At 72.2% G+C, this 24,369-nt stretch carries 20 protein-coding genes; 6 read left to right on the top strand and 14 right to left on the bottom strand.

The genetic code is table 11. From position 1 onward, the window contains the following. Window positions 1–10 precede the first annotated feature (10 nt). The 5 genes from ACMATS_RS32860 to ACMATS_RS32840 all read right to left on the bottom strand — a co-directional run bounded on the left by ACMATS_RS32860 (window position 11) and on the right by ACMATS_RS32840 (window position 6,996). Window positions 11–385 (bottom strand): CU044_2847 family protein, encoded by a 375-nt coding sequence (locus ACMATS_RS32860; RefSeq protein WP_414169956.1) that lies wholly within the window; start codon window positions 383–385, stop codon window positions 11–13. Between the two features lie 584 nt (window positions 386–969). Further along, the gene (locus ACMATS_RS32855) at window positions 970–1,983 is read right to left on the bottom strand and encodes an HNH endonuclease (RefSeq protein ID WP_414169955.1); all 1,014 of its coding nucleotides are present in this window, start codon (window positions 1,981–1,983) and stop codon (window positions 970–972) included. After that, entirely contained in the window at window positions 1,980–2,624 is a 645-nt protein-coding gene (locus ACMATS_RS32850) for a class I SAM-dependent methyltransferase (RefSeq protein ID WP_414169954.1), read from the bottom strand. Before ACMATS_RS32850 ends, ACMATS_RS32855 begins: the two co-directional genes overlap by 4 nt. Window positions 2,625–2,698: 74 nt before the next feature. Beyond that, window positions 2,699–3,940 (bottom strand): globin domain-containing protein, encoded by a 1,242-nt coding sequence (locus ACMATS_RS32845; RefSeq protein ID WP_414169953.1) that lies wholly within the window; start codon window positions 3,938–3,940, stop codon window positions 2,699–2,701. A 299-nt stretch (window positions 3,941–4,239) separates the two neighbouring features. After that, on the bottom strand, window positions 4,240–6,996 hold the full coding sequence (locus ACMATS_RS32840) for a discoidin domain-containing protein (RefSeq protein ID WP_414169952.1): 2,757 nt from the start codon (window positions 6,994–6,996) through the stop codon (window positions 4,240–4,242). 479 nt (window positions 6,997–7,475) lie between these two features. Here ACMATS_RS32840 and ACMATS_RS32835 point away from each other — a divergent pair, with 479 nt between their 5' ends. Further along, complete coding sequence (locus ACMATS_RS32835; protein ID WP_414169951.1) at window positions 7,476–9,926, top strand: ABC transporter substrate-binding protein; 2,451 nt, start codon at window positions 7,476–7,478, stop codon at window positions 9,924–9,926. A 215-nt stretch (window positions 9,927–10,141) separates the two neighbouring features. Further along, window positions 10,142–11,134, top strand: a complete 993-nt coding sequence (gene dhaK, locus ACMATS_RS32830) for a dihydroxyacetone kinase subunit DhaK (RefSeq protein ID WP_390775763.1) — start codon at window positions 10,142–10,144, stop codon at window positions 11,132–11,134. A gap of 248 nt (window positions 11,135–11,382) precedes the next feature. Here the strand turns inward: dhaK and ACMATS_RS32825 are convergent, their stop codons facing one another. From ACMATS_RS32825 to ACMATS_RS32790, 8 genes are all read right to left on the bottom strand, one after another. Next, the gene (locus ACMATS_RS32825; RefSeq protein ID WP_414169950.1) at window positions 11,383–12,780 is read right to left on the bottom strand and encodes an NADP-dependent succinic semialdehyde dehydrogenase; all 1,398 of its coding nucleotides are present in this window, start codon (window positions 12,778–12,780) and stop codon (window positions 11,383–11,385) included. A gap of 77 nt (window positions 12,781–12,857) precedes the next feature. Next, a complete protein-coding gene (locus tag ACMATS_RS32820) occupies window positions 12,858–13,907 on the bottom strand; it encodes a hypothetical protein (RefSeq protein WP_414169949.1) in 1,050 nt (349 codons plus the stop codon). Window positions 13,908–13,952: 45 nt separating this feature from the next. After that, window positions 13,953–14,963 (bottom strand): ornithine carbamoyltransferase, encoded by a 1,011-nt coding sequence (locus tag ACMATS_RS32815; protein ID WP_414169948.1) that lies wholly within the window; start codon window positions 14,961–14,963, stop codon window positions 13,953–13,955. Between the two features lie 224 nt (window positions 14,964–15,187). Beyond that, window positions 15,188–16,696 (bottom strand): MFS transporter, encoded by a 1,509-nt coding sequence (locus ACMATS_RS32810; protein WP_390775767.1) that lies wholly within the window; start codon window positions 16,694–16,696, stop codon window positions 15,188–15,190. A gap of 519 nt (window positions 16,697–17,215) precedes the next feature. Further along, on the bottom strand, window positions 17,216–17,392 hold the full coding sequence (locus tag ACMATS_RS32805; RefSeq protein WP_390775768.1) for a hypothetical protein: 177 nt from the start codon (window positions 17,390–17,392) through the stop codon (window positions 17,216–17,218). A gap of 90 nt (window positions 17,393–17,482) precedes the next feature. Next, window positions 17,483–17,962 (bottom strand): NUDIX hydrolase, encoded by a 480-nt coding sequence (locus ACMATS_RS32800; RefSeq protein WP_391153296.1) that lies wholly within the window; start codon window positions 17,960–17,962, stop codon window positions 17,483–17,485. A gap of 49 nt (window positions 17,963–18,011) precedes the next feature. Next, on the bottom strand, window positions 18,012–18,599 hold the full coding sequence (locus ACMATS_RS32795) for a hypothetical protein (RefSeq protein WP_391153298.1): 588 nt from the start codon (window positions 18,597–18,599) through the stop codon (window positions 18,012–18,014). 75 nt (window positions 18,600–18,674) lie between these two features. Then, complete coding sequence (locus ACMATS_RS32790) at window positions 18,675–19,463, bottom strand: glutamate racemase (protein ID WP_390775901.1); 789 nt, start codon at window positions 19,461–19,463, stop codon at window positions 18,675–18,677. An 83-nt stretch (window positions 19,464–19,546) separates the two neighbouring features. On the opposite strand from ACMATS_RS32790, the gene ACMATS_RS32785 reads away from it, so the two are divergent. Beyond that, the gene (locus tag ACMATS_RS32785) at window positions 19,547–20,704 is read left to right on the top strand and encodes a glycosyltransferase (protein WP_414170838.1); all 1,158 of its coding nucleotides are present in this window, start codon (window positions 19,547–19,549) and stop codon (window positions 20,702–20,704) included. A 192-nt stretch (window positions 20,705–20,896) separates the two neighbouring features. Here the strand turns inward: ACMATS_RS32785 and ACMATS_RS32780 are convergent, their stop codons facing one another. Further along, window positions 20,897–22,084 carry a TerD family protein gene (locus ACMATS_RS32780; protein WP_414169947.1) on the bottom strand — a complete coding sequence of 396 codons (1,188 nt, stop codon included), beginning with the start codon at window positions 22,082–22,084 and terminating at the stop codon, window positions 20,897–20,899. A gap of 202 nt (window positions 22,085–22,286) precedes the next feature. On the opposite strand from ACMATS_RS32780, the gene ACMATS_RS32775 reads away from it, so the two are divergent. The 3 genes from ACMATS_RS32775 (at window position 22,287) to ACMATS_RS32765 (ending at window position 24,368) form a co-directional block, all read left to right on the top strand. Beyond that, window positions 22,287–22,718 (top strand): DUF6643 family protein, encoded by a 432-nt coding sequence (locus ACMATS_RS32775; protein WP_390775903.1) that lies wholly within the window; start codon window positions 22,287–22,289, stop codon window positions 22,716–22,718. A gap of 64 nt (window positions 22,719–22,782) precedes the next feature. Then, on the top strand, window positions 22,783–23,616 hold the full coding sequence (locus ACMATS_RS32770; RefSeq protein WP_391153303.1) for an MOSC domain-containing protein: 834 nt from the start codon (window positions 22,783–22,785) through the stop codon (window positions 23,614–23,616). A gap of 158 nt (window positions 23,617–23,774) precedes the next feature. Further along, the gene (locus ACMATS_RS32765; RefSeq protein WP_390775905.1) at window positions 23,775–24,368 is read left to right on the top strand and encodes a hypothetical protein; all 594 of its coding nucleotides are present in this window, start codon (window positions 23,775–23,777) and stop codon (window positions 24,366–24,368) included. Window position 24,369 lies beyond the last annotated feature (1 nt).

Raw genomic sequence — 24,369 nt, 5'->3', positions numbered from 1 at the left:
CTCGCCGCGCTCAGCCGGCCGCGCCGTTGGCGGCGACGGCTCTGGTGACCGGCAGCGCGTCGGGGTGGTCCGCGTCCCACTCCAGCGTGAGGGTCAGGGATGCCTCGCCTGCGGTCTTGGCGAGGAAGACCCCGGTCTCCGCCGAGAGTTTCATGCCCAGTTCGAGGGTGATCCGGCTCGGCCGGCTCGGGAGGTCGGCGAGCCTGCCGACGACGGCGTGGGCCGCCTCCCGCACGCTGTCCAGTCCGCGCTCCAGAGTCTGTGCGGCGTGCGGGACGGCCCCGTTGCCGCCGCGGGCGACCCGGACGACGGCCTGCGGGTCGTCGTCGATCTCCACGAGCACGGACCCGCCGCTTTCGAGCGGCACACTCAGTAGGTTGGGCATTGGCTGCTCCCCCTCGTTCTGCTCCGTTGCTTTTCCGCCAACGGAACGTGCAACGTGGCAACGTGCGGGGCACGCTAGCGAGCCGTGCGACGCGAGGGGCGGTGTTCGCGGAAGCCTCACCCGTGCGGGCGGCGACGTGGTACGGCTGAAACCGGCTGGGCCGCGGAGCCGTTGTGTTCGCTCGCTGCATGCTCCTCGTCCGCGCCGCGCGGCACTCGTCGCCCCCACAGCCACAGCAGGAGCAGCAGACAGGCGGCCGAACAACCCACTGCGGGGAACTCGCCGTGTTCCGGGCTGCAGCGGCGCGGGCTGCTTCCGACCACCGTGCAACGCTTCGGGCCACGGTGCCACCCTCTTTGCAGGGGCGCCCAAAGGCATACGGAGTGAATAACTCCGCTTGGCGGTACAGCGGGTACCGAAACGCAGGGTTTGCGCCGCCTCTACGAGAGCGCAGAGAACCGCGGGGCGTCAGTGAAGGAGGCGACGACGCCCGAGTCCGGCGCGAAGCATCTGGGGGCGGCCTGTCGGCCGGGATTCCTGGATGCGCGAGTACGGCATCGCCCTCGCCTGATGCCTCTCCGACCTCAGACAGCCAACTGCACCGCCCCCAAGAACTCCGTCCACGAAGACACCTTCCGGCCCGGCAGGGCGCCCTCCAGGCTGAGTTGCAAGGTACGGCGCAACGGATGAGGCGACTGCATGATCGCTGCGTTCCGTGCAGCCAGCCGGCCGAGTTCGGCCGGGGTCGGCTGCCGGTCGCTCTTGGCTCCGTTGCAGGCGGCGTGTGCCGGCGCGAGGTTCCACAGGGCGTCCAGGTCCGGGCCGTGCCACGAGCCGACGCTGCCGAGGCGCTGCATCAGGGAGAACGGAAAGACGTGGTCGACGGCTGTGGCGTCGCCCGGGGACAGGACATCGTCACAGATCAGGCAACGGCCGTGCTGGAAACCGACCGTGGCCTCGACGATTCCCGTCACCGATCGACGGCGGCGCCTGTCGGTGATCTTCATGTCGGCCCAGTCGACGGCGACGCCCTGCTCGACCAGGCTGCGGCCGACGCCCGCGGCGAAGGAGCTCTCCACGATGCTCCACCGCGCACCCAACTCGGCTGCCAGTCCTGCTGCTTGCTCCGACCGGGCCAGACGGTGCAGGTCCGGGGTGAGACGCACCACGCGCTGCCGCCCCGTTCCGGCGAGTTCGTAAAAGGTGTGGGGCACCTTGGTGTCCCCGCGCAGGTTGTGGAACTTCTGCATCACCATCGCCGGCATGGACCGCACGGCGGCCGCCAGCAGTCGCTCGGTGGGGCGGCCGGCCGCCAGTGTCGCGGCGCTCTCCTGCGCGGCGATGGTGAGAAAGTCCTTCTCGCCCAGCTCCGCGGCCTGCGGCGCCTGCGGGTCCTGTGCCAAGTGGCGCACCATGCCCAGGCTGTAGGAGGCGGCGAGCTCGGCGAGCGGGACGTCCTCCCGTCCGTGCCGGCCGAACTCCAGCATGGCCTCGCCCAGGGCGAACTTGTACGTGCGCGAGTTGGCCCCCATCAGCACGGCCAGCCGCCAGGACGCACGCGCCGAGGCGTCCCGCGCGTAGAACTCCCGCCCTCTCACTCTTCCCCCTTGCGCAGGGCGACGGTCTGCCACCACACCTCGGCACGGCCGAGCCGGTCCGTGCCGTCCTCCACGACCCGCACCAGCCGCAGCCCTGCCCGCTCCCCGTCCCGCATCACCTCGTCGGCGGGTATGTCGAACATCGCCCGGTCCGTCGGCGGGTCCCCGCGTCGCAGCGAGACCACCAGCAGCCCTGCCGGAGCCAGCAGAGCGGCCAGCCGCTCCATTGCCCGCCCGCGTGCGGCCGGGGGCAGGTGCATCCACACCGCCGACAGCAGCACCACGTCGAAGGCGCCTTCTGTCCGGGGCAGTTCGGGCAGGCTGTCCTCCATCCAACGGACGTCCCCGCTCGCGTACAGGCGCCGTGCGACGTCCCTCAGCTCGCGCACGGGCTCCACGGCCACCACCCGGTACCCGCGCCGCGCCAGCGCCGCAGCGTCCCGCCCGGTGCCGGCCCCGACGTCCAGCACCGCCGCCGCGCCCGACGGCAGCAGGTCCAGCACCCCGCCGTGCACCTCCTCGAAGGTGACGCTCCCGTACCGCTGCCCGAGGCAGCCGGCGTTCTGCGCGTAATACGGCTGAACGCCTGCGGAGTTCTGGCCTGCCTTGCCTGTCTTGCCTGCCTCGCCCGTACCGACCATGGCTGCACGCTACGGGAGGGGTCTGACACCGCGGGTCACGAGGATTCCCCTGCAGGGCGGACGAGAGGCACGGCTCACGAAGCCGACAGGCCCGGAGTCTCGAACGGGTCGTGATGGATGCGGTGCGGCGCCGTACCGTTGAGGATGAGCTTCGCCTTTGCCGAGGCGACCATCTGTGCCGGGCCGCTGAGGAAGACGTCGTGCTCGTACCACGGGCCGTACTCGGCCAGCACATCCGGCAGCAGTCCCCGGATCCCGGGGATCTGCTCGTGCGAGACCGCGCCCTTGACGGTCAGCCAGTGGTGCCGCTGGGCCAGGCGGAGCATCTCGTCGAACCCGTACAGCTCGGCCACGGTCCGGGCGCCGAGGAACAGTTCGACTTGATGGCGTCCCCCTCGGCGGTCCACCTCTTCGACGAGTGCGCGGATCGGGGCGAGACCGGTGCCGCCGGCCACGAAGAGCAGTTTTCTGTGGCCGGCCGCGTCCAGGACCATGTCGCCCGTCGGGGGCCCCAGCCGGATCACGTCGCCCACCGACGCCCGGTGCACCAGCGCACCGCTGACCGAGCCGCCGTCCACTGCGCGCACGTGAAAGGTGAGGGTGCCGTCCTCGCGGGGCGCGTTGGCGACGGAGTAGTGGCGCCAACTCCTCGGCCACCAGGGCGTTTCGATGCTCACGTACTGGCCTGCGGCGTACGCATAGGGGCTGTGCGGGCGCACCGTGATCTCGGCGATGCCGCGGCCGCGCGACACGCGGTGCACGATGGTGGCGTGCCATACGGCGGGCCGTACCGCCTCGTCCTGCTCGGCCGCATCGATCATCATCTGGGCGACGGCGCCGTACGCCTTCGCCCAGGCCGCGGCGACGTCCGGGGTCCATGCGGAACCGGCGTAGCGGGCCAGGGCGTCGAGGAGGCATTCGCCCACGGCCGGGAAGTGTGCGGGGCGGGTGCCGAATTTGCGGTGGTCACGGCCGAGATGTGCGCAGAAGCGAACGAGGCTTTCGGGGTCGTCGACCAGGTCCACAATGCGCAGGAGCGCGCCCAGGAGACGGTCCCGTTGGGGGTCCATCCCTTCCGGGAACATCGACCGGACATCGGGATAGCGGGCGAACAGGATTGCGTAGAAATAGACCGTGATCTCCCCCGCGAGGGGCTCGACCACCGTCAGGGACGACCTGATGAGCTCTGCCTCGTAGTCCGACAGAGGCGCTTCGACGGTCTCCGGCATTCCGGCGGACAGCGCCTCGGCAGGCGCCGGGGCCTCCCGGGAGGGAGACGCGGGTCTGTTGCCCTGGCGAGTGAACCGGAACCTCACGGGGTCGGCGCTCCCACGTTCTCCGGCTTGCCGGATCTCCGTCTGGAGTGAGCTGCAGGGGAATCGCACAAAGCCAGCATGAATCCTCATCGGAGTGCGGAGGCGACGAAGCGGAGGGAGTGCTTCCGGGTGTCACACGATCCTTGATGAGGGTCACGGGGCGGGGAAGAGAGGTATCCGCCAGAACTCGGGGCGGGAACTTGTCGATTTGCCCAGGCCGAATCCGTCCGGTGTACGGATTTGGGGTATATATCGAGCCGGGGGCGACAACCGCCCCCGGCTTCCGCTTTTCCGGTGTGCTACGAAACCTTTACTTCGGCAATGCCCGTACGGGACCCGGCAGCGGCATGGCCCCGCACCGTGACCCGCAGGTACCGCGCCGCCCCCGGCAGGTCACGGGCATTCCGCCAATGCCGTCCGTCCGCCGACGACCGGACGTCGTACGAGAGCGGCGCCGGCCCGCTCCACGTCGGGGTGACCTTCCCGATCCGCACGGCCTTCCCGAGGTCCACCGTCAGACTCCCCTCCGCCCCGTCCGGCACCCACGCCGTCGCCGGGTTGCCGTCGACCGCCGCGGCCGCGTACATGCCCGGCTCCTCCGAGGAGGCGGTGACCGTGGCACAACGGGCCGCATCGGCAGTCGGGGCCAGGTCCGGGCGGCGGGTCTTGAGGACCACCGGGGCGGCCTTGGTCAGGACGTGTTCGCCCTGCGGGGTGTCGAGGGTCATGGGCGACCCGGCGGTGAGCCGGACCGTCGTCTCGTGGGCGCCGATCGCGATGTCGTACGTGCGGCCCTGCCAGTGCAGCCCGCGCAGGGTGACGCCGCGGCCGAGTTGCGGGGGCAGCATCGGGTCGAGGCGGAGCCGGTCCTCGCGCATCCGCATGCCGGCCAGGCCGTGCGTGAAGACCTGCAGGAAGCCGCCCTTGCCCGTGAGGAAGTCGTGCGCCGGCGAGCCGGCCAGCGGGTCCTCGGCTCCCGCCCTGGCGCCACGCGCCTCCGAGAACTCGGCGAACGGGCCGCGTACGAACGGCCTGATGGAGCGCTGCAGGTACGTGTACGTCGAGCAGCCCGGTTCGTCCGCGGCGGCAGCGGCTATGGCGTGCACCGAGTCCGTCATGGCGGGGCCGTCGGGGTCGGTCCGCCGGGCGTAGTAGTCGAGGGTGTTGGCCGCAGCACCCGCCGGCATCGGCCACTCCAGGGGGTACGTGAGCAGCACCGTGTCGGCCTGCTTGATCTTGCTGCCGCGGTAACCGTCGTACTGCAGGAAGACCTTGCGCTGCGCGTCGTACGGGATCCTGATCCGGTCGGCGATCGCCGTCCACTCCCCCGGGGCGCGCTCGCCCAGCAGCTGTGCGGCGCGTGCGGCGTTGCGCAGTGCGGTGACCGCACCGGCGTTGGTGAAGACGGCGTCGTCGACACCGTTGCTGTACTCGTCGGGGCCGGCGGTGTTCTTGACGGAATAGCTTCCGTCCGCGTTGCGGCTCACGCGCCCCGCCCAGAACTCGGCGATGCCCTGCATCACCGGCCAGCCGCGCGTGCGCAGCCAGTCGGTGTCGCCGGTGGCGAGGTAGTACTGCCACGTGGCGAGGGATATGTCCGACTGAAGGTGGATCTGGGTGCGGCAATGGGGTGGGTCCACGCTGTGGCACTCCTGGGCCAGGTCGCCCTTGCTGCCGCTGTTCCAGGGGTAGAAGAGCCCCCGGTAGCCGAGCCTGCGGGCGTTCTCGCGGGCCCCGGCGAGCGTCCGGTAGCGGTAGTCGACCACGGTCCTGGCGAGGTCGGGGGAGGTGGCCAGCAGGGCCGGGTACATCCAGGTCTCGGCGTCCCAGAACACCAGGCCCGCGTAGTTGTCGCTGCTCAGCCCGGTCGGGGCGATGCTGTTCCCGGCGCCTTCCCGGGTGCCAGCCAGCAGCCCGTACCGCGCGGAGCGCACCCACGCCTGCAGGTCGCTCCGGCCCGGGGTCTCGATGTCCGACCGCCAGAGCCGGGCCCAGGCGGCGGAGTGGGCGCGCAGCAGCCCGTCCCACCCGCGCCGGGCGGCGCGCTGTGCGGCGCCGGTGGCGTCCTGACGGGGTGCGTGCGAGGTCAGAGCGGTGTCCACGCCCACGTACTTGGTGAGTTCGTACGCGTGACCCTTGCGGACGGGGAAGGCGAGCGACTGCCGTGCGCTCAAGTCCCTTGCCGTACCGGCGGTTCCGGCCTTGGACGTGTGCACACCGCGCCCGGCGCGCAGGGTGGAGGCGACAGCGCCGTCGGTGTCCGTGCCGTCGGTGCGGAAGGCGACGTCCATGGCCACGTCCATGGCCACGTCCATGGTGCGTCCGTCCCGGCCGGATCCCGCAGTCCGGTCGCCGCCACCGGTCTGCCGGATGCGCCGTGCGCCGCGCCCGTCGATCAGGTCGGTGACGGTGGCCTCACCGCTCCAGCGCGGCGTCATGCTCAGTCGTACGGCGCCCACGTGGGGGTCGTTGCGGTCGGCGAGCACCTCGTAGACCAGGTCGGTCTTCCGTCCGTCGGCGGCGGTCCAGGTCAGGGACGTCCGGACGATGCCGCAGTGCAGGAAGAGGGTTTGGCGGTACCCGGATATTCGGCCCGGTTTCGTCGAAGAGTTGAACGTATCGGCGTGTTCGCCGCCGGTGCCGACGGTGAGCGCGGTCCAGTTGGGCAGGGCGGCGACGACCTGCCGGTCCGCTGCGGTCTGCCGGTTGTGTACGTAGAGCCCGGACACGAACGAGCCGTCGTAGCCCGGGGTGAAGAGCGGCCAGCCGGTCTTGGCACTGCTGTCGGTGTAGCCGGTGCCGTTGGGCGGCACGCGCTGCCCCAAGTAGCCGTTGCCGACATAGGCGTGGTGGGTGTCGTCTGTGTCGATGCGGGACGAGTCGAGGGTCCAGCCGTTGCCCGTGGGGCAGTTGCCGATGGGGGCGGCGGTTGTGGGAGGTTGCGGTGCGGATGCGGCGGCCGCGGGCGGTGCGGGGGCGACGAGCGCGCCCACGAGCAGCAGTGCGGACAGGCGGGCGGGACGCAGCCGCGCACGCGCGCCGGGAGAGTACGTCATTGTTCTCCGTCGTCTTGATCTCCTGCGAGAGTCCCGCGACCTTAAATTTAGTGAACACATAACGTCAACAGGCGCGCGTTTTCATGCGACTTCCGAAGGAGAGGCAGTGACGGAGACCTTGGCGTCCAGGGGGAGTGCATCAGCCTTGCCGCCTGCGCTGGGGCTCGACACTGCGGCGGAACGCGCGCATCGGGGAGGCCGGGTCCGCACGCGGCCCGCCGTGCCGTCCCGCCTCCTGCGTGTTCGACCGCAGGACTGCTGTGGCCCCTTCGATCCGGCATCCTCATGCAATTCCGATCGCTGAGCGACACTCCACCGGAACCTGTGGACGGATTTCTTGCATGAGGGGTCAGTTCAAGCCAACCACCCTGCTGACCACGCTGGTTGGTGGGACGGTCTTCCCTTTCAGGTGACGCTGCGCAAGGGGGAGCGGTATGGGTCGGATTCCGGCACTGGACGGGGTCGAGGATCTGGTAGGTGTGCTGGACACACTGGTGGGACGTCCCGTGGGCAAACGGGAGGTGCCCGTGCTCGTCTTCGAGGACAGTGCCGGGTTGGGGACGGACTTCGTCACCGCTTACCGGGCCCGGCTGCGGGATGCCACCGGGGCCGGGCTGGTTCCGCACGCCATGGTCGACGATGCGCTGCTCGCGCAGGCCGAGGGCGCGGACGAGTCCGACGTCGTGCTGCTCGACGGTCTTGCCGCTCAACTGGAGCAGACCATGCCCGATGGCGCCGGCGGGATGTCGCTGACCACGTACTGGACGTGCCGGAAGATCTTGGACATCCACGTGGGGAGCGGCTCGTCCGCGGCGCAGTGCAACGTGTTGGCCGATGCACTGTGTGCGGCCTGGCAGAGCGGCATCCCCGGGCTCAAGAGGCTGCGTTCGTTCATCGACAGCGGTGGGGCCGGCCAGGTCAGCGCGCGCCTGGGCGCGATGGCAACCGTCCTGGTCGCCTGGCCTCTGGAGTGGGGTTACCGGGTGCGGCTGAACCGTACTCGGCGTCTGCGCTGGTACGCCCCCAAGGTCCGCAACGCAGGCCAGTCCGCCACGAGTTTCCTGGCCGCCGCGACACATCTGAGCCTCAACGGTGCATTGCGCCACAATACGGCCCTGCGCCAGTCCCTGCTTCTGGAAGCCTTGGGAACAGATCTGGTACGGGCCTGCCGCAGGGGCGTTCTCTCTCCCCGTCGGCGCCGCCGCGTCTGGCCAGTCGTCGTGCTCCTGCCCATCGGCAGCCAGGTAACGCCGACCCAGCGGCTGCTCGACGGCTTCGTCAAGCTGCGCCGTCGTGGGCTGCCGCTTCTGGTGCTGGCCGCCCGGACCCCGGACTCTCCCCCCGCAGACGCGCCGGACCGCCCCGAGGGCGCTCGCGCCCTTGCACCGGGTCAGGCGGCTGCTGCCTTGCGGCCACTGCTGGAGCGCAGGCCCCGGCCCGCCCGGGCCGGCCACGACGACGGGCAGGTGGTCGTCGCCCTGGCCGGGCCGGCGCAATCGTCCGTGGGCGACTGGCTGGACACCAACGTGGCCGTGCGGCCGCGTCGGGTGTCCTGGCCGTCCGCCTATCTGGGCACGATCCTGTCCGTCACCCTTGTCGCCGGAGCCGTCCCCGCAGTGGCATGGATCCGGCAGGACGCCTGCCGGGACACGTGGGCGGCCGGGGGCGTCAAGGTCGGCATCGACACCGCATCAGCAGGCTGTTACTTCACCGGCGGCGGCAGCCAGGAGCTGCTGCGCACCCTCCAGGACCGCATCCGTTCCCAGAACGCTGCCGCTCAGCGAGGCGGCGCGTACCGGACCGTAGTCTTCCTCGCGCCCCTGACCGCCGACCCCACCGGCAAGGGCGAACAGCTCACCCCCGCCGGCGTCCTCCAGCTCCAGGGCGCAGCCGACGCCCAGCAGGTGTTCAACGAACAGGTCGGCGTCAACGCCGAACGGCCCCGTCTGCGGTTACTGATCGCCAACGTCGGCTACGCCTACGCCCAGGCGACCGGCGTGGTGGACCGGCTCAACACTCTGGCCAAGGACGACACGAGCATCTCGGCGGTGATCGGCATCTCCCAGAGCCGCCAGGCGTCCGTGGAGGCGATCAACCGTCTCTCCCCCGACCTTCCCGTCATCGGAGCAGGCGTCACCGGCGACTTCATGACCGCCGAGGCAGCCACCTACTTCCAGACCCAACCCACGAACCGCCACCTCGCCCGTGCCATGGTCCACCACGTGGCCGATCTGAAACGCAAGAAGGCCATGGTCCTCTACGACGACAAGGACCGCTACAGCACCAACCTCAAGCACGACCTCGACGCCGAACTCACAGACCGCGGCATCCCCGTGGAAGAGCCTTCCTTCGCCGTCATGCGCGAGGCGGACCAGGGGCAGCGCGGTGCGGTAAGCACCCTGTCCGACCTCGCCAAGGAAATCTGCACGCTGAGCCAGAACGATGGCATCGCCCTGTACGCGGCCCGCGGAAGCCAACTGCCGAAAATCCTCAACGAAGTCCAGGGCCAGTGCGGTGCCGCCGGCAAGCCGCCCTTCCCGCTACTGGCCTCCGACACCGACACCCTCGTCGAATACCCCGAGATTCCCGAGTTCGCGCACCTCGAACGCTACACCGCGGTCGAGTTGTCCTACATCGCCTTCTCCTCCGACCACCGCAGCGACCACGCCGTCGGCAGTGACGCCTTCCGTGCCGCTGCAGCCGCGATCTATCGGGTATGGACCGGATCCAGCACCACTCGTGCCTCCAACGTCCTCCAGCAGCTGCGCTCGGGCGTCGACGTCCAGGACACCGTTGCCACAGACCGCCCCTTCCACCTGCCCGTCGACGACAAGAGTCTCGTGCACCGGCCATTGTTCCTGTGCACCGTCCCCCACACCCCGGGTACTCCTCCCGCCTGCCGAACCGCGGACGCAACGCCGTCCGGCTGAACAAGCGGCCCGTCGGCCTGTGCGCACAGGGCAACACAGTCAGCGACAACACCTGCCGGTGTGACGGCATCCACCTCCGATCTCGGTACTGTCCCCTGGCTCGGCAATGCACTACACAGGTGACGAAGTGGCCAAGGCCGACTACCGCCAACACTGCTGTTGCCCCAAAACCGCAAGCCGGCAGCCCGTCCTCCCATCATCCGAGGAGTCCCCGCATGAAGATGCTCATCAACGTCCCCGAAACCGTGGTCCCCGACGCCCTCCGCGGCATGGCCGCCGCCCACCCCGAGCTCACCGTCGACGTCGAGCGGCGCGTGGTCGTCCGCCGCGACGCGCCCGTCGCCGGCAAGGTCGGGCTGGTGTCCGGCGGCGGGTCCGGGCACGAACCGCTGCACGGCGGGTTCGTCGGGCCCGGCATGCTCGACGCCGCCTGCCCCGGCGAGGTGTTCACCTCGCCCGTGCCCGACCAGATGGTGCGGGCCGCAGCCGCCGTCGACAGCGGCAAGGGCGTGCTGTTCGTCGTCAAGAACTACACAGGCGACGTCCTCAACTTCAACATGGCCGCCGAACTCGCCGAGGACGAGGGCCTCCAGGTCGCCAGCGTGCTCGTCAACGACGACGTCGCCGTGACCGACAGCCTCTACACCGCCGGGCGCCGCGGCACCGGTGCCACGCTCTTCGTCGAGAAGATCGCGGGCGCGGCCGCCGAGGAGGGCGCCCCGCTCGAGCGCGTCGAGGCCGTCGCACGCCGTGTGAACGAGTCCTCGCGCAGCTTCGGCGTCGCGCTCACCGCCTGCACGACGCCCGCCAAGGGCAGCCCCACCTTCGACCTCCCGCCCGGCGAGCTGGAGCTGGGCGTCGGCATCCACGGCGAACCCGGGCGGGAGCGGCGGGCGATGATGACCTCCGGTGAGATCGCGGACTACGCGGTGAGCACCGTGCTGGAGGACCTGCGGCCCGGCGGCCCCGTGCTCGCGCTCGTCAACGGCGCGGGCGGGACGCCGCTGCTGGAGCTGTACGGCTTCACGGCCGAAGTCCACCGCGTACTGCGCGAACGTGGCGTTGCGGTCGCGCGGACGCTCGTCGGCAACTACGTCACCTCGCTCGACATGGCCGGGGCCTCGGTGACGCTGTGCCGGGTCGACGACGAACTGCTGCGGCTGTGGGACGCGCCGGTACGGACACCAGGGCTGCGCTGGGGGTGTTAGGGCCGGCAGGCCTCTCCGAGCGGCAAGGAACCGTCCGGACCAGTTGTGGCGAATCCCCAGGCTGACACGCTACCCGCGAGAGCCGGCCCGGCGCTTTTACGCGGCGGTGGCTGCCGGCGCATCGGCACCGGCGCTGATCCGGCGGCACCGTCCCCACGAACGCCCTCTGCCTCCTCCCCCCCAGGGCCTGTCCTCTGATCCGGCGTCGGCGCCTCCTGGCACCCTCCGCCACCCGACCCGACGCCGAATCAGCCCACAGGCCCGTGCCACACCGTCGTGACGTTGCAGAACTCCCGGATGCCGTGCCCCGACAGCTCGCGGCCGTACCCCGAGCGCTTGACCCCGCCGAACGGGAACGCCGGGTGGGAGGCCGTCATGCCGTTGAAGAAGACTCCGCCGGCCTCCATGTCCTGGACGAAGCGGCGCTGTTCCTCCTCGTCGCGGGTCCAGACGTTCGAACTCAGGCCGAAGGGCGAGTCGTTGGCGACGTCCAGCGCCTCGTCCACGTCCTGCACCCGGTACAGCGAGGCCACCGGGCCGAAGGCCTCCTCGTGGTGGATGCGCATCTGCGGGGTCACGCCGGCCAGCACCGTGGGTTCGTAGTACCAGCCGCGGGGCAGCGCCTCCGGGCGCTTCGCGCCGCACAGGGCCACCGCGCCGTGCCGCAGCGCGTCGTCCACGAGCGCCTCCAGGTCGGCGCGGCCCTGTTCGGTGGCGAGGGGGCCGACGTCCGTGGACTCGGCCATGGGGTCGCCGACCGTGAGGGCGGCCATCAGTTCCGTGAAGCGTGCCGTGAACGCGTCGTAGACGTCCGTGTGCACGATGAAGCGCTTGGCGGCGATGCAGGACTGACCGTTGTTCTGCACCCTGGCCGTGACCGCCGTGCGTGCGGCGCGTTCCAGGTCGGCCGACGGCATCACCACGTACGGGTCGCTGCCGCCGAGTTCGAGGACCGTCTTCTTGATCTCGTCGCCCGCGACGGCGGCGACCGAGCGGCCCGCGGGCTCGCTTCCGGTGAGGGTCGCGGCGGCGACCCTGCGGTCGCGCAGGACCGCCTCGACGGCGCCGGAGCCGATGAGCAGGGTCTGGAAGCATCCTTCGGGGTAGCCGGCCCGGCGGAAGAGGTCCTCCAGGTAGAGCGCGGTCTGCGGGACGTTGGAGGCGTGCTTGAGCAGGCCCGTGTTGCCGGCCATCAGGGCGGGGGCCGCGAAGCGGATCACCTGCCACAGCGGGAAGTTCCACGGCATGACGGCCAGGACCACGCCCAGCGGCCGGTAGTGGACGCGGGCGTGCTCGGCCCCGGAGTCCTTCACGTCCGCCTGCGGGGGACGCTCGTCCGCCAGCAGGGCCTCGGCGTGCGCCGCGTACCAGCGCATGGCCTTGGCGCACTTGGCGGCTTCCGCGCGGGCGGCCGCGAGCGGCTTGCCCATCTCGGTGGTCATGGTGCGGGCGACGGCGTCGCGGTCCTCGTCCAGCAGGTCCGCGGCACGGTCGAGCAGCAGGGCCCGTTCGGCGAAGTCCGTGGCGCGGTAGCGGCGGAAGGCGGCGTGGGCGGCGGCCAGCCGCCGCTCGGTCTCCTCCGGTCCGAGCGGGTCGAAGGTCTCGAGGGTCTCGCCGGTCGCGGGGTTGACCGTTGCAATGGGCATGGGTGAAGTCCTTCCTCCTGCTGCTCCGGATCATGCCGGGTCCGCCGGCCCTCCCGCAGCACCGCCCGCCGAACGGGCTACGTGACCGTCACGCCGGCCAGTCGGGTCACTTCCCCCATGGTGTAGCCGCGTTCGAAGTACTGCGGTGAGGAAAGCATGCGTGATACGAGGTTGATCAGCATCCCCGGGTACTTCTCGCCCTTCTCCTCCGTCTCTTCCGTCTCTTCCGCCTCCTCCTTCTCCCCCGCCGACGTCCCGGAGAGCTTCGCCCCGGATTCCGTGAGGACCAGCGGGGTCAGCAGCCGCGGCGGCGGCACGGCGCCCGGCCGGAAGCGGAACGCCTCGTCCAGGAGCCGGCCGGCCATGGCCCGGTCGGCCCCCTCGACGATCACGGGGAGCGCGCTGTCGCGGACCGCGACCCGCTCCGCGACGTGGCTGCGGTGCAGCGCCGTCAGACCGACGAACGTGTCGTTGCCGCGCGTCACGTCGACCATGTACGTGCCGTGGTCGAGGCAGACGGCCGCGAACCGCGCCCCCCGCGCATCGGCCGACAGCAGCTCGGTGTGCTCGCCGTGCCGCTGCGCCCAGCCGCAGTGCGGGCAGGGCAGGCGCACCGGCACCGAGCCGGTGGAGGGTGCGAGCACCCAGCGCAGCGTGTCCATCAGGCCCAGCGAGGCGAGGAGCTCCTCCCGGAAGGCGGGACGGGCCTGCTGCTCGGTGTACGTCCCCGTCTCGTACGCGACGCCCGTCGCGGCCGACAGGGCGGTGAACAGGGCGTCGTAGTGCGTCCGGAGCAGTTCTGCGGCCCGTTCTGCGGCCCGTTCTGCGGCCCGTTCCGTGCCCAGGACGTCGCGAACGGTGCGTTCGTAGAGCGTGCCGGTGGCCGGGCACTCGCGGGTCTCGCAGGCGAGGTCGTCCAACGCGGTGAAGCGGACGAGGACTTCGACTCCGAAGCGTTCCCGTACGGCCTTCGCCAGCAGGAAGGTGCAGGTCTGCAGCACGTGGACGCCCAGGTGCGGCGGTGCCGTGCGGAGCCGCATCGCTGCGTACAGGACCACGCGTTCCTGGCGGCCGGCGCGCAGCCGGGGGCGGATGAAGTCGCACGGGTGCAGCACTGGTACGGTCATGGGTCCTCTCCCTCTTCACCGGGCAGCTCTTCACCGGGCGACTCTTCACCGGGCGGCGGCCCACTCCAGGACGGCCATCGCACCGGCGGGCTTCATCGCCGCCTGGGTCCAGGCCAGGGACCGCGGTCCGTCGAGGACCCGGCCCGAGACCTCGTCGCCGCGGCGGGCGGGCAGGCCGTGCATGAAGGCCGCGCGCGGCCAGCGGTCCAGCAGGGCCTCGTCGACGTGGAAGGGGCGGAATGCCTCGCGCCAGGCGGGGTCCGGGCGGGCGATGCCGGCGAGCTGCCAGCGGGTGGTGTAGAGGACGTCCACGGCGGGCGGTGCGGCGGCAAGGTCGTGGATCTGGTCGACGGCGGCGCCGACCGTGCAGGCCCGGCGGTCGGCCGTGCGCAGTTCGTCCTGCGGCACCCCGTAGCCGGCGGGGGTGGCGAAGGTGACGCGGGCTCCGGGCACGGCGGCCAGCGCATGGGCGAGGGCGACGGCCGTGCTGTTGCCCTCGCCGACGTAGAGCACGCGAATGCCCGTCAGGTCGCCGAAGGACAGGGCGAGGGTGGCGAGGTCGCACAGGCCCTGGGTGGGGTGCTCCTGTGCGGTCAGGGCGTTGACGACGGGCATCCGTCCCTGCCGGGAGAGTTCGCGCAGCTCGTCCAGCGGGCCCGCGGTGCGGGCGACCAGGGAGTCGAGCATCGCGCCGAGCACCCGCCCGGTGTCCCCCACCGACTCCCCGGTGCCCAGGTGGAGATCGGCCGGGCCGAAGGCGACGGGTGCGGCGCCGAGCCGGATGGCGGCGGCCGTGAAGGCGGTACGGGTGCGGGTCGAGGCCCTGGTGAACAGCAGGCCCGTCAACTGACCGGCCAGCGGGCGGTCATGGGCCCCGTGGTCGTGGAACAGCTCGACCGACCGTGCGGTCAGACGCATGATCAGCGGTGGTGCGAGCTCGGCCAGCGAGAACAGCCCGCAGGCGTGCCCGGGTCCGCGCCCGGGTCCATGCCCCGGCCCCTGCCTGTGCCCGCGGCCGGTGGTGTCGCTGTCCCGGCTGTCCGCACGGCCCGCCACGGCGCCTCCCCGAGACTGCCCGGTACGGGCGTGCGCCGCACCGGATCCCTGCCCCCGGGTCGTCGAATGTATGGGACACGTGACGCGTGCAACAAGGCGGTGAACTCGCCACGTTTGATGCGGAGGTGGTGTGTGGCGGATGCATCGTTCGGGCCGGCAGAAACGGATCGGCGCCCGCCGTGGGGCGGACGCCGTCCTGTCGGAGTGACGGGAGGTGCAGGTGCTCAGCGGGGAGGCTGGTCCGCCGCGTCACCGGCCCCGCGGGCCGGGCCGGAGAGCGGGGCCGGATTCTGCGGTCTGCTCCCCTCCCCCGCCGGGGCGGTCTGGCCCCGGCCGGCGGGCGAGGACGGCGGGTGCAGCGGAGCCGAGGTGTGCTCGGCCCGCAGGCGCCGGGCGACCGCGTGCCGGGGGTTGCCGCCGCGCCGGGCCATGGCCATGCGGCGCACGGCCGTGATCCCCTCGATCTCCACCTCGGCCGCCGGCGCCGAGGTGAGCAGGGTCCGGCCGGGCAGTCTGAAGGTGCGGTAGAGCAGGGAGACCGCGGTCGCGGACGCCAGGCCGAAGCCCAGGCAGACGATCCACGGGAGCCAGGACAGCCCGGTCCGCGACCCCAGGTCCATGGCCCTGCCGACGACGAAGTTGCCGCCCATGGCCGCCAGCCCCGAGAAGACGTAGAACAGGCCGAAGTACGTGCCCGTCAGGGCCTCGCGCCCGAAGCGGGGGATCATCTCCATCACCGTGGGGTGGGCGACCATGGTCCCGAAGTAGAGCATCAGCGAACCGAGGACCAGCACCAGCATCCGCGGCACCGCGTCGGCCAGGCCTCTCGACGGTGCGCCGTCGCAGACCAGCAGCGGCGGTACGAACCCGAGACCCATGACGATGAGACCCCCGCTCACCCAGCGCAGGCCGCCGCCGTGCCGTTCCAGCATGCGGGTGATGCGGAGCTGGAAGAACATGTTCACCAGCGCGCCCATGGCCAGCAGCACCCCGGCCGAGCCCGCCCAGCCGGAGGCCTTCAGGGCCCCGGCCGGCAGCAGCAGGTAGACCTGGTTCTCCACGGTGATCATTCCGGTGGTGGCGAAGGAGAACAGCAGGAACCGCCCGTTGCCGAAGGCCTCGCGCCAGTCGGCGAAGACGGAGCTGCGAGCGGTGTCCGCGACGGCCTCGCGTGGCAGCACCCTCGCCTGGGCCACCGTCAGCACCGCGAAGACCGCGGCCCCGAAGAGCGCGAAGATGCGGAAGTCCATGAGGAACACCACGCTGCCGAGCAGCAGTCCGAGGAACGAGCCGACCGTGGCGTAGACGTTGAGCAGTGCGAACGCCTCGGCGTGGCGGTCGCCCGACTCCAGGGCCACGTAGGTACGGCCGGCCGGGTAGAACATCGCCGCGGCGATCCCGCTGAGCAGGGAGGCCCCGAGCACCAGCGGCAGGGTGTTGCCGAAGGCGAACAGGGCGAACGCGACGGTCCGCAGGGCGCAGCCGGCGATGATCACCATCCGCGGTCCCAGTCGGTCGGCGGCCGAGCCGCCGAGGATGAACAGGCCCTGCTGGCTGAGCGTTCGTGCTCCCAGCACCAGCCCGACCAGTGCGGCGGACATGCCGAGCCCGTGCTCGAGATAGGCGGCGAGAAAGGGCATCAGGAGGTAGAACCCGATGTCCACGCCGAACTGGTTGATGAATAGCAATCGCAATGCGAGGGGGAACTCGCGCGTCGCCCGAAGTGTCATCATGCACGTCCCTGTATTCAGCCCGAGCAGACGGAAGAACACCCTGAGCCGAGTGGGCGCCATGCACCCGGAGGGTTTCGCGGTGCGAGATGGCAGCAGGGACGGCGGCCGGGACGACCTTGCGTTTCTCCCTGTTCAGGAGCCCTGATCACAGGTCAGAACGCCCCGGCGTACAGCGCGTCGGCTCGCATTTCCGTTCTTGGGAACGGTCGCACTCGCTGGATGGAACGAGCGGTTGATCATATGCTTTTGCGGTGCATGGTCAACGACTCCCGACTACGCTCGGAAGATACTCGCCAGATACTTTAGCAAAGCAGCCTCTTTCTCGATAGAGGCAGGAAAGCCTTCAGCCGCTGGAACGGCAGTCCCCACGAACGCACTTGCCCGCCGGGGTCGCATTGCTCCGGATTCCTCCGGCCCGTACGCACGGAACGTTTCAAACAGACGTGAAAAAAGCCGAGTTCGCGTGTCGAGAACGCGAACTCGGCTTCGGCGCAGCCGATATGGGGGTGACCCGTCCCGTCATTCGCGGAACACGCTGGTGGCCACCCACATCAGCCCTGCCCACGAGCCGACCACCACGACGGCGGCGAGGACGCCGCACACCCAGGCGGCAAGGGGAACCGGATCGATCTCCTGCTCGGGCTCCGGTTCCACGGGGCAGCATCGCGAGCAGTGGGCGGAATGAGTGTCAGACATGCACGGCAGCCTGCTCCGCCAAATGCCCTGATCACAAGGCGCGTACCGGCCTGGTACGCACGGTCCTCCAGGGGGCTCCGGGCCCCCTGCTCACGCCTCCCCGAGGCCCTCGAACCAGGTCGGCCCGCCCGCCGCGGCCTGCTTGATCCGCCGGACCGCGAACTCCTCCATCTCCGGCAGCGCGTCCACCGCGAACCAGCCCACCTCCAGCGACTCGTCGTCGTTCACCCGCGCCTCACCGCCGACCGCCCGCGCGAGAAAGCAGGTGTCCATGAACTGGCACACGTCGCCGTTGGGATAGGTGACCCGCTGCAGCGCCTCGACGAGCAGGACCCGTTCCGGGACGCAGTGCACCGCCGTCTCCTCGTACACCTCGCGCACGAGGGCCGCGGCCGGCTGCTCGCCGGGCTCGGGGATGCCGCCGATGATCGACCACTCGCCGGTGTCCGCGCGGCGGCCGAGCAGCACCCGGCCCTCGTCGTCGCGCACGACGGCGCTCACGCCGGGCATCCAGAGCAGGTGGTGGCCCGCCTTGGCGCGGAGGTCACGGATGAAATCGGGGATCGGCATGACGCCGAGCTTAGGCGGTGCGTGTTCGGGTGCGGGCCGGCCGGGGCGCTCAGGTGGTCCGCGGGGGCGTCGTGCCCAGGCGCAGCCGGTCGCGGATCACGCGGACCGCCGTCTCCGCGTCGTCCACGGTGACCGTGAGCGTGCGGCCGTCGCCGAGCCGCAGCACGAAGCCCTCGCCGCGCCGGACGACGACGGCCGTGCCCTTCTCCGGGCGCCAGCGGTATCCCCAGCCGCCCCACTGGCGGGGCGTCACGCGGGGGGCGAAGTCCGCGCCGATCACCTGCGTGAGGGGGATGCGGGTGCGCGGCACGCCGATGTGGCCGCAGCGCACCTCCAGGTTGTCCTGGTCGACCCGCACGGCCACGTGGACGAACGCGATGGTGCCGTAGAGCATCAGCAGCCCGGCCGCGACGCAGCCGACGACCGCCATCGCCAGCGGGGCGAGCCCGGACGTCCAGGAGTTGTCGACGGCGAGCTCGATGCCGAGGGCGAGGCAGGCGGCACCGGCGGCGGCCAGCACCCACTGGATGCGGTTGGTCGCGCGGCCCGTCCAGACCACGGGCGGGGCGGCGCCGGCCTCGTCGCCGTTTCCGGGGGTCCGCGGGTCCTCGGGGTGCTCCCTGGAGTGCTCCCTCATACCGGGCAGCCTACTCACGTTCCGCGACCGCGGCAGGGGTGTGCGGACGGGGGCGGGGGAAACGGGCGGATCGCGTCAGGGGCGCGCGGGGCTCGCCGCGAGCAGGGAGCGGCCCTCGGGGTAGCTCAGGGAGGACGGCTCCAGCTCCGTCTCGCGGCCGCTGGAGAGCACGGTCAGGCCGCCCGTGGGCGCCGCGCCGGGGTCGGGGGCGGCGCCGATGCGGCGCAGCGCCTGTGCGGCGACGGCCTCGGCGGAGCCGAACAGCGCCAGGGGCGGGGCCGAGGGCTGCTGGACGGCGGCGCGGATGCGCTCGGCGACGAGTTCGTAGTGGGTGCAGCCCAGGACGACGGCGCGGACGTCGCGCGGGGTGCGGGCGGCGGCGTCGGCGATGGCGGCGTCGGCGGCGGCCGCGTCGGCCCACTGCACGGCGTCGGCGAGGCCGGGGCAGGCCACCTCGGTGACCTCGACGCCGGCGGCGAAGTCGCGGATCAGCCCGCGCTGGTAGGGGCTGCCGGTGGTGGCCGGGGTGGCCCAGATGGCGACGGGGCCGCCGGCGGCGGCCGCGGGCTTGATCGCGGGGACGGTGCCGATGACCGGCAGCGCGGGCTCCAGCTCGGCGCGTATCGCTGCCAGGGCGTGGACGGAGGCCGTGTTGCAGGCGACGATCAGGGCGTCGGGCCGGTGGTCCGCGGCGGCGCGGGCGACGGCCAGGGCGCGCTCGACGACGTCCTCGGGGGTGCGGGGGCCCCAGGGCATCGTCTCGGGGGCGGCGGAGAGCACCAGATCGGCGTCGGGCCGCATCCGGTGCACGGCGGCGGCCGCCGCCAGCAGGCCATTTCCGGAGTCCATGAGCGCGATCTTCACCCGGTCACTTTAATCGATGCGTCCTGCGGACCGTCCCGCGCGTGCGGTCCGGGTGCGGCAGACTGCGGCGGGTGGGCGTGCTGATGTGGATCACCGTGGGTTCCCTGGCCGCATGGCTCTGGCTGCTGCTGGCGCAGGGCTTCTTCTGGCGCACCGACGTCCGGCTGCCGCCGCGGACGCCGCCCGCGCAGTGGCCGTCCGTGGCCGTCGTCGTGCCGGCCCGGGACGAGGCGGAGGTGCTGTCGTCGAGCCTGCCGTCCCTGCTCGCGCAGGACTATCCGGGCCGGGCGGAGATCTTCCTGGTCGACGACGGCAGCACGGACGGCACCGGCGAGCTGGCCCGCGCCCTGGCGGACGCGCACGGCGGGCTGCCGCTGACCGTGGACGCGCCCGGGGAGCCCGGGCCGGGCTGGACGGGCAAGCTGTGGGCGGTGCGGCACGGCATGGCGCTGGCCCGGGCGCGGACGGACGCCGCGTACCTGCTGCTGACGGACGCGGACATCGCGCACGCCCCGGACAGCCTGCGGGAGTTGGTGGCGGCGGCCTCGTCGGGCGGGCTGGACCTGGTGTCGCAGATGGCCCGGCTGCGCGTGGCGACCGTCTGGGAGCGCCTGATCGTGCCGGCCTTCGTCTACTTCTTCGCCCAGCTCTACCCCTTCCGCCGGGTCAACAGGCCGGGCGCCCGCACGGCCGCCGCGGCGGGCGGGTGCGTGCTGCTGCGGTGCGAGGCGGCCGAGCGGGCCGGGGTGCCGGAGTGCATCCGGCAGGCGGTGATCGACGACGTGGCGCTGTCGCGGGCGGTGCAGCGGTCCGGCGGACGGATCTGGCTGGGGCTGGCCGACCGAGTGGACAGCGTGCGCCCGTACCCGCAGCCGGCGCAGCTGTGGCGGATGGTCTCGCGCAGCGCCTACGCGCAGCTGCGGCACAGCCCGCTGCTGCTGGCCGGGACGGTCGCGGGGCTGGCGGCGGTCTACCTCGTGCCGCCCGTGGCGGTGGTCGCGGGGGCGGTGACCGGCGGCGTCGTCCTGCTCGTCGCCGGGGCGGCCGCGTGGGCGGTGATGACGGGGACGTACCTGCCGATGCTGCGCTACTACCGGCAGCCGCTGTGGCTCGCACCGCTGCTGCCGTTCACGGCGCTGCTGTACCTGCTGATGACGGTGGACTCGGCGGTGCAGCATTACCGGGGCCGGGGCGCGGCGTGGAAGGGGCGGACCTACGCCCGCCCGGAGGCCGCGCCGTAGCGCCCCGTCAGGGGCGCGGGGAACTGCGCGAGCGACCACGACGCACCCGCAGTCGAGGTGATCGGGGCTGCGCCCCGGACCTCCGGGGTGGTGCATCGGCTGCGGGCCGGTGGGGGCTGGTCGCGCAGTTCCCCGCGCCCCTGACGGGACGCGAAGATCCGCCGGACCCGCCCCGTCGCCCACCGCACGGCCTCACTTGCGGCCGGGCGTCCACTGCAGGCCCCAGCCATAGGCGCGGTCGAGGGTGCGCTGCGGGCTGACGCCGCGGTCCGGCACCAGGTAGCGGGCCTCGCGGCGGACGACGAGGCCGCTTCCGTCGTGGGTGAGCAGGGCGAGGGCGCAGACGGTGGACGGCACGGTGCACTCGTCCAGGGCGAAGTCGACGGGCGCGCCCTGCTGCGGCCGGAGGGTGACGGTGGCGTGGAGGCCGGAGAAGGATGCGGCTCCTTCGTAGATCGTCACGAAGACGAGGATGCGCCGGAAGGCGGCGGCGTGGTCGAGGTTGACCGAGAGGTTCTCGCCGTCCGCGGCGGCGCCGGTCCGGTCGTCGCCGTCGAGGTGGATCCAGGGCGGCCGGTGCAGGGAGCCGAAGGAGTTGCCGAGCGCCTGGATCACGCCCTTGGTGCCGTCGGCGAGTTCGTACAGGGCCCCCAGGTCGAGGTCCACGCCGGCGGAGGGGGCCGCGAGGGCCCGGCCGAGGCGGGCGAGCCGGCCCCGGGTCTCCTGGCGCATCTGCCAGTTGAGGTTGACACGCAGGGTGCCGGAGGTGCCGCCCTGTTTGGCGAGCGAGACGGCCGGGGCCTGTTTGGTCAGCGTGACCCGGGCGGGGCGGGCGGGCTGCGGTGCGGGGGCGGCGGGCCCGTCGGCGGCTGCGCCGTAGGCCGCGGCCAGGCCCGCCGGGCCGTCGGCGTAGCCCTGGCCGACCGCCCGGAACCGCCAGCCGCCGTGCCGCCGGTAGAGCTCGCCGAGGACGAGGACGGTCTCGACGGTGGCGTCCCGGCTGTCGTAGCGGGCGAGTTCGCCGCCGTCGGCCGCGTCCAGGACGCGGATGTGCAGGCCCGGTACCCGGCCGAAGTCCCCGCCGTCGGCGGCGGCCGTGAGCAGGACGCGTTCGACGGCGGGCTCGAGTGCGCCGAGGTCGACGGCGAGGGTGTCGGTGACGGTGCCGTCGGCGGAGTGCCTGCCCTCGTGCCGCACGGCGCCGGAGGGGTGCACCGGCCGGCTGCGGGAGACGGCGTCCGCACCGGAGCGGACCCGGCCCTCGGCCAGCAGCAGTGCGCCGGCCTCGGCCTCGGGTGCACCCGGCCCGGCGCCCCGGACCACCTCGACGCGCACCGCCCGCGCGGATATCGGTGCATTGGCGCCCTTGAGCATGCCCATCGTCGACCCCACCCCCTGAAGAAACCCTGAGAGGAACTGTAGGAACTGAAGGAACGGTCGGCTTTTACACGATTCCTACGTACCTTGACGACCGTTTTTCCCAGGTTCGCTCGGGTTGGGGAGCCGCACCTGCTCCGGCCTTGTGAAGGAACCCCCATACCCGTCTCCCCAACCGGAGCACCATGGGCTTAACTTATGCGCTATGACCTCCCCCCGCAGTGCCTACGGTGGCGGCTACTACGCCACGTCGTCGTTCAAGGACACCCCCATCTACGACAGCCTCGTCGCCGAGCGGGGCACCCCGCAGATCGCGCCCATCCGCGTGTCGTCGCCGTACGACTTCAGCAGCAACAGCAATCTGCCGGCGCTGCCCGCTCTGCCCTCCGGGCCGTCCGCGGCCCAGGCCCCGCAGTACGCCGCACCGGCGCCGCAGCCCGGCCCCGTGCAGCCGATGGGCCTCCAGCAGGCGGCCGCTCCGTACATCCCGCCGCAGGCCTCCGCGCCGCGCGGCTACCCGGGCCCGGCCGCGGCCCCCGCGGGCTACGACGCGATGCGTCCCGTCGCGCCGCGCCCCGCCCCGGCGTCGTACGAGGACCCGTACAACCGGCAGTACCCGCAGCAGGGTGGCTACTGACGGACTCCGCCGCCGCATTCGGTCCGGCAGTTCAACTGCCGGACCCGGCTGGCAGACTGGCGGTATGCCCACACCTGTACTGAGTTCGGTCCACGTCTATCCGGTCAAGTCGATGGCGGGCTGCTCGCCGGGGGAAGCGACCGTGGAACCGTGGGGGCTCGCCGGGGACCGGAGGTGGCTGGTGACCGAGCCCGACGGCCGGTTCATCACCCAACGACAGCTCCCGCGGCTCGCGTTGGCCTCGGCGCAGCCGCTGCCGGGCGGCGGGGTCCGGCTCACCGCCCCGGGCGCGGAGCCGCTCGACGTGGCCGTGCCTGTGCCGGCGGAGCAGGGCGGCACGATTCCCGTGACGGTGTTCCGGGACAAGGTGGAGGCGGTGCGCGCGGGGGACGCGGCCGCAGCCTGGGTGAGCGCCTTCCTGGGGACCGAGGCGCAGCTGGTGCACATGGACGACCCGGCCGTCCGGCGTCCGGTCGATCCCGACTACGGGCGCCCGGGCGACACCGTGAGCTTCGCGGACGGCTATCCGCTGCTGGTGACGACCACCGGATCGCTGCACGCGCTCAACGCGCTCATCGCCCAGGACGGCATCGCCGCCGAGGGCCCGCTGCCGATGAACCGCTTCCGGCCGAACGTCGTCGTCGACCACACCGCGCCCTGGGCCGAGGACGACTGGCGCAGGATCAGGATCGGCGAGATGACCTTCCGCGTCGTCAAGCCCAGCGGCCGCTGCGTCATCACCACCACCGACCAGGCCACGGCCGGGCGCGGCAAGGAGCCGCTGCGCACGCTCGCCCGGCACCACCGGATCGGCGAGCGGCTGGTGTTCGGGCAGAACCTGATACCCGAGCACACCGGAGTGCTGCGCGTCGGCGACCCCTTCGAGGTCCTCGACTGAGGCCGCCCGCACAGGCCGTGCGCACGGCCGCACGTCAACGCGCCGCATGGGCAAGCATCCAGGGAGGGTGATTTTGGTCTCTCCGCCGTCTTCCTCCGCATGCGCCGTCCCCGGTGAGGTATTTACGGACGCGTGAGGGGGTGGGCACTGTGCGCGCAATGCGGTTCGTATGGCGGTGGCGGCGCAATCCTCTGCGCCGCCGGAGCGATGTCCTCGAAGCCTGGGCGGGCGTGGCGGCGGTGCTGCTGATGCTGGCGCTCGGGACGGCGGCGGGCTGGACGGTGGGTTCGTTCGCCCACGGCGCCCTGCGGGAGGCGGTCCGTGAACAGCAGCAGCACCGGCACCTGGTGAGCGCCGAAGTGGTGCGCGTGGTGACGGGCACGGCGGCGGAGCCCGACCACGAGTCGACCACCGGGCGCGAGGGGTACGGCCGGTTCCTGGCCCGCTGGCACGATCCCGGCGGCGTCGAGCACACCGGCCTGGTGGCGCTGCACCAGGCGCCGGGCCCGCAGGAGCGGTTCCCGCTGTGGACGGACGACGAGGGCCGGATCGCCGGGCGCCCCATGGACCGGGCGACGGCCGCCGTGCACGCGGTGCTCGCCGGCGCCGCGGCGGCGGCGGGCGCGGCGGGGCTGGTGGAGGGCGTGCGCCGGGTGGTCGTATGGCGCCTGGTGCACCGGCGGTACGCGCAGTGGGACAGGGAGTGGCGGCAGGCCGGGCACACCTGGGGGCGGGCGGGCGCAGGAAGCTGAC

The organism is Streptoverticillium reticulum, assembly GCF_047456005.1.
GTDB lineage: Bacteria > Actinomycetota > Actinomycetes > Streptomycetales > Streptomycetaceae > Streptomyces > Streptomyces reticulum.
Note: the sequence above shows the minus strand (reverse complement) of the source record. Positions and strands in the feature narration are given on the sequence as shown.

Bases quoted from the DNA above. Each gene is read 5' to 3' on its own strand.
- ACMATS_RS32860 (WP_414169956.1), bottom strand. From the start codon at position 385: ATGCCCAACCTACTGAGTGTGCCGCTCGAAAGCGGCGGGTCCGTGCTC.
- ACMATS_RS32850 (WP_414169954.1), bottom strand. From the start codon at position 2,624: ATGGTCGGTACGGGCGAGGCAGGCAAGACAGGCAAGGCAGGCCAGAAC.
- ACMATS_RS32840 (WP_414169952.1), bottom strand. From the start codon at position 6,996: ATGACGTACTCTCCCGGCGCGCGTGCGCGGCTGCGTCCCGCCCGCCTG.
- dhaK (WP_390775763.1), top strand. From the start codon at position 10,142: ATGAAGATGCTCATCAACGTCCCCGAAACCGTGGTCCCCGACGCCCTC.
- ACMATS_RS32825 (WP_414169950.1), bottom strand. From the start codon at position 12,780: ATGCCCATTGCAACGGTCAACCCCGCGACCGGCGAGACCCTCGAGACC.
- ACMATS_RS32820 (WP_414169949.1), bottom strand. From the start codon at position 13,907: ATGACCGTACCAGTGCTGCACCCGTGCGACTTCATCCGCCCCCGGCTG.
- ACMATS_RS32810 (WP_390775767.1), bottom strand. From the start codon at position 16,696: ATGATGACACTTCGGGCGACGCGCGAGTTCCCCCTCGCATTGCGATTG.
- ACMATS_RS32805 (WP_390775768.1), bottom strand. From the start codon at position 17,392: ATGTCTGACACTCATTCCGCCCACTGCTCGCGATGCTGCCCCGTGGAA.
- ACMATS_RS32800 (WP_391153296.1), bottom strand. From the start codon at position 17,962: ATGCCGATCCCCGATTTCATCCGTGACCTCCGCGCCAAGGCGGGCCAC.
- ACMATS_RS32795 (WP_391153298.1), bottom strand. From the start codon at position 18,599: ATGAGGGAGCACTCCAGGGAGCACCCCGAGGACCCGCGGACCCCCGGA.
- ACMATS_RS32785 (WP_414170838.1), top strand. From the start codon at position 19,547: ATGTGGATCACCGTGGGTTCCCTGGCCGCATGGCTCTGGCTGCTGCTG.
- ACMATS_RS32780 (WP_414169947.1), bottom strand. From the start codon at position 22,084: ATGGGCATGCTCAAGGGCGCCAATGCACCGATATCCGCGCGGGCGGTG.
- ACMATS_RS32775 (WP_390775903.1), top strand. From the start codon at position 22,287: ATGACCTCCCCCCGCAGTGCCTACGGTGGCGGCTACTACGCCACGTCG.
- ACMATS_RS32770 (WP_391153303.1), top strand. From the start codon at position 22,783: ATGCCCACACCTGTACTGAGTTCGGTCCACGTCTATCCGGTCAAGTCG.
- ACMATS_RS32765 (WP_390775905.1), top strand. From the start codon at position 23,775: ATGCGGTTCGTATGGCGGTGGCGGCGCAATCCTCTGCGCCGCCGGAGC.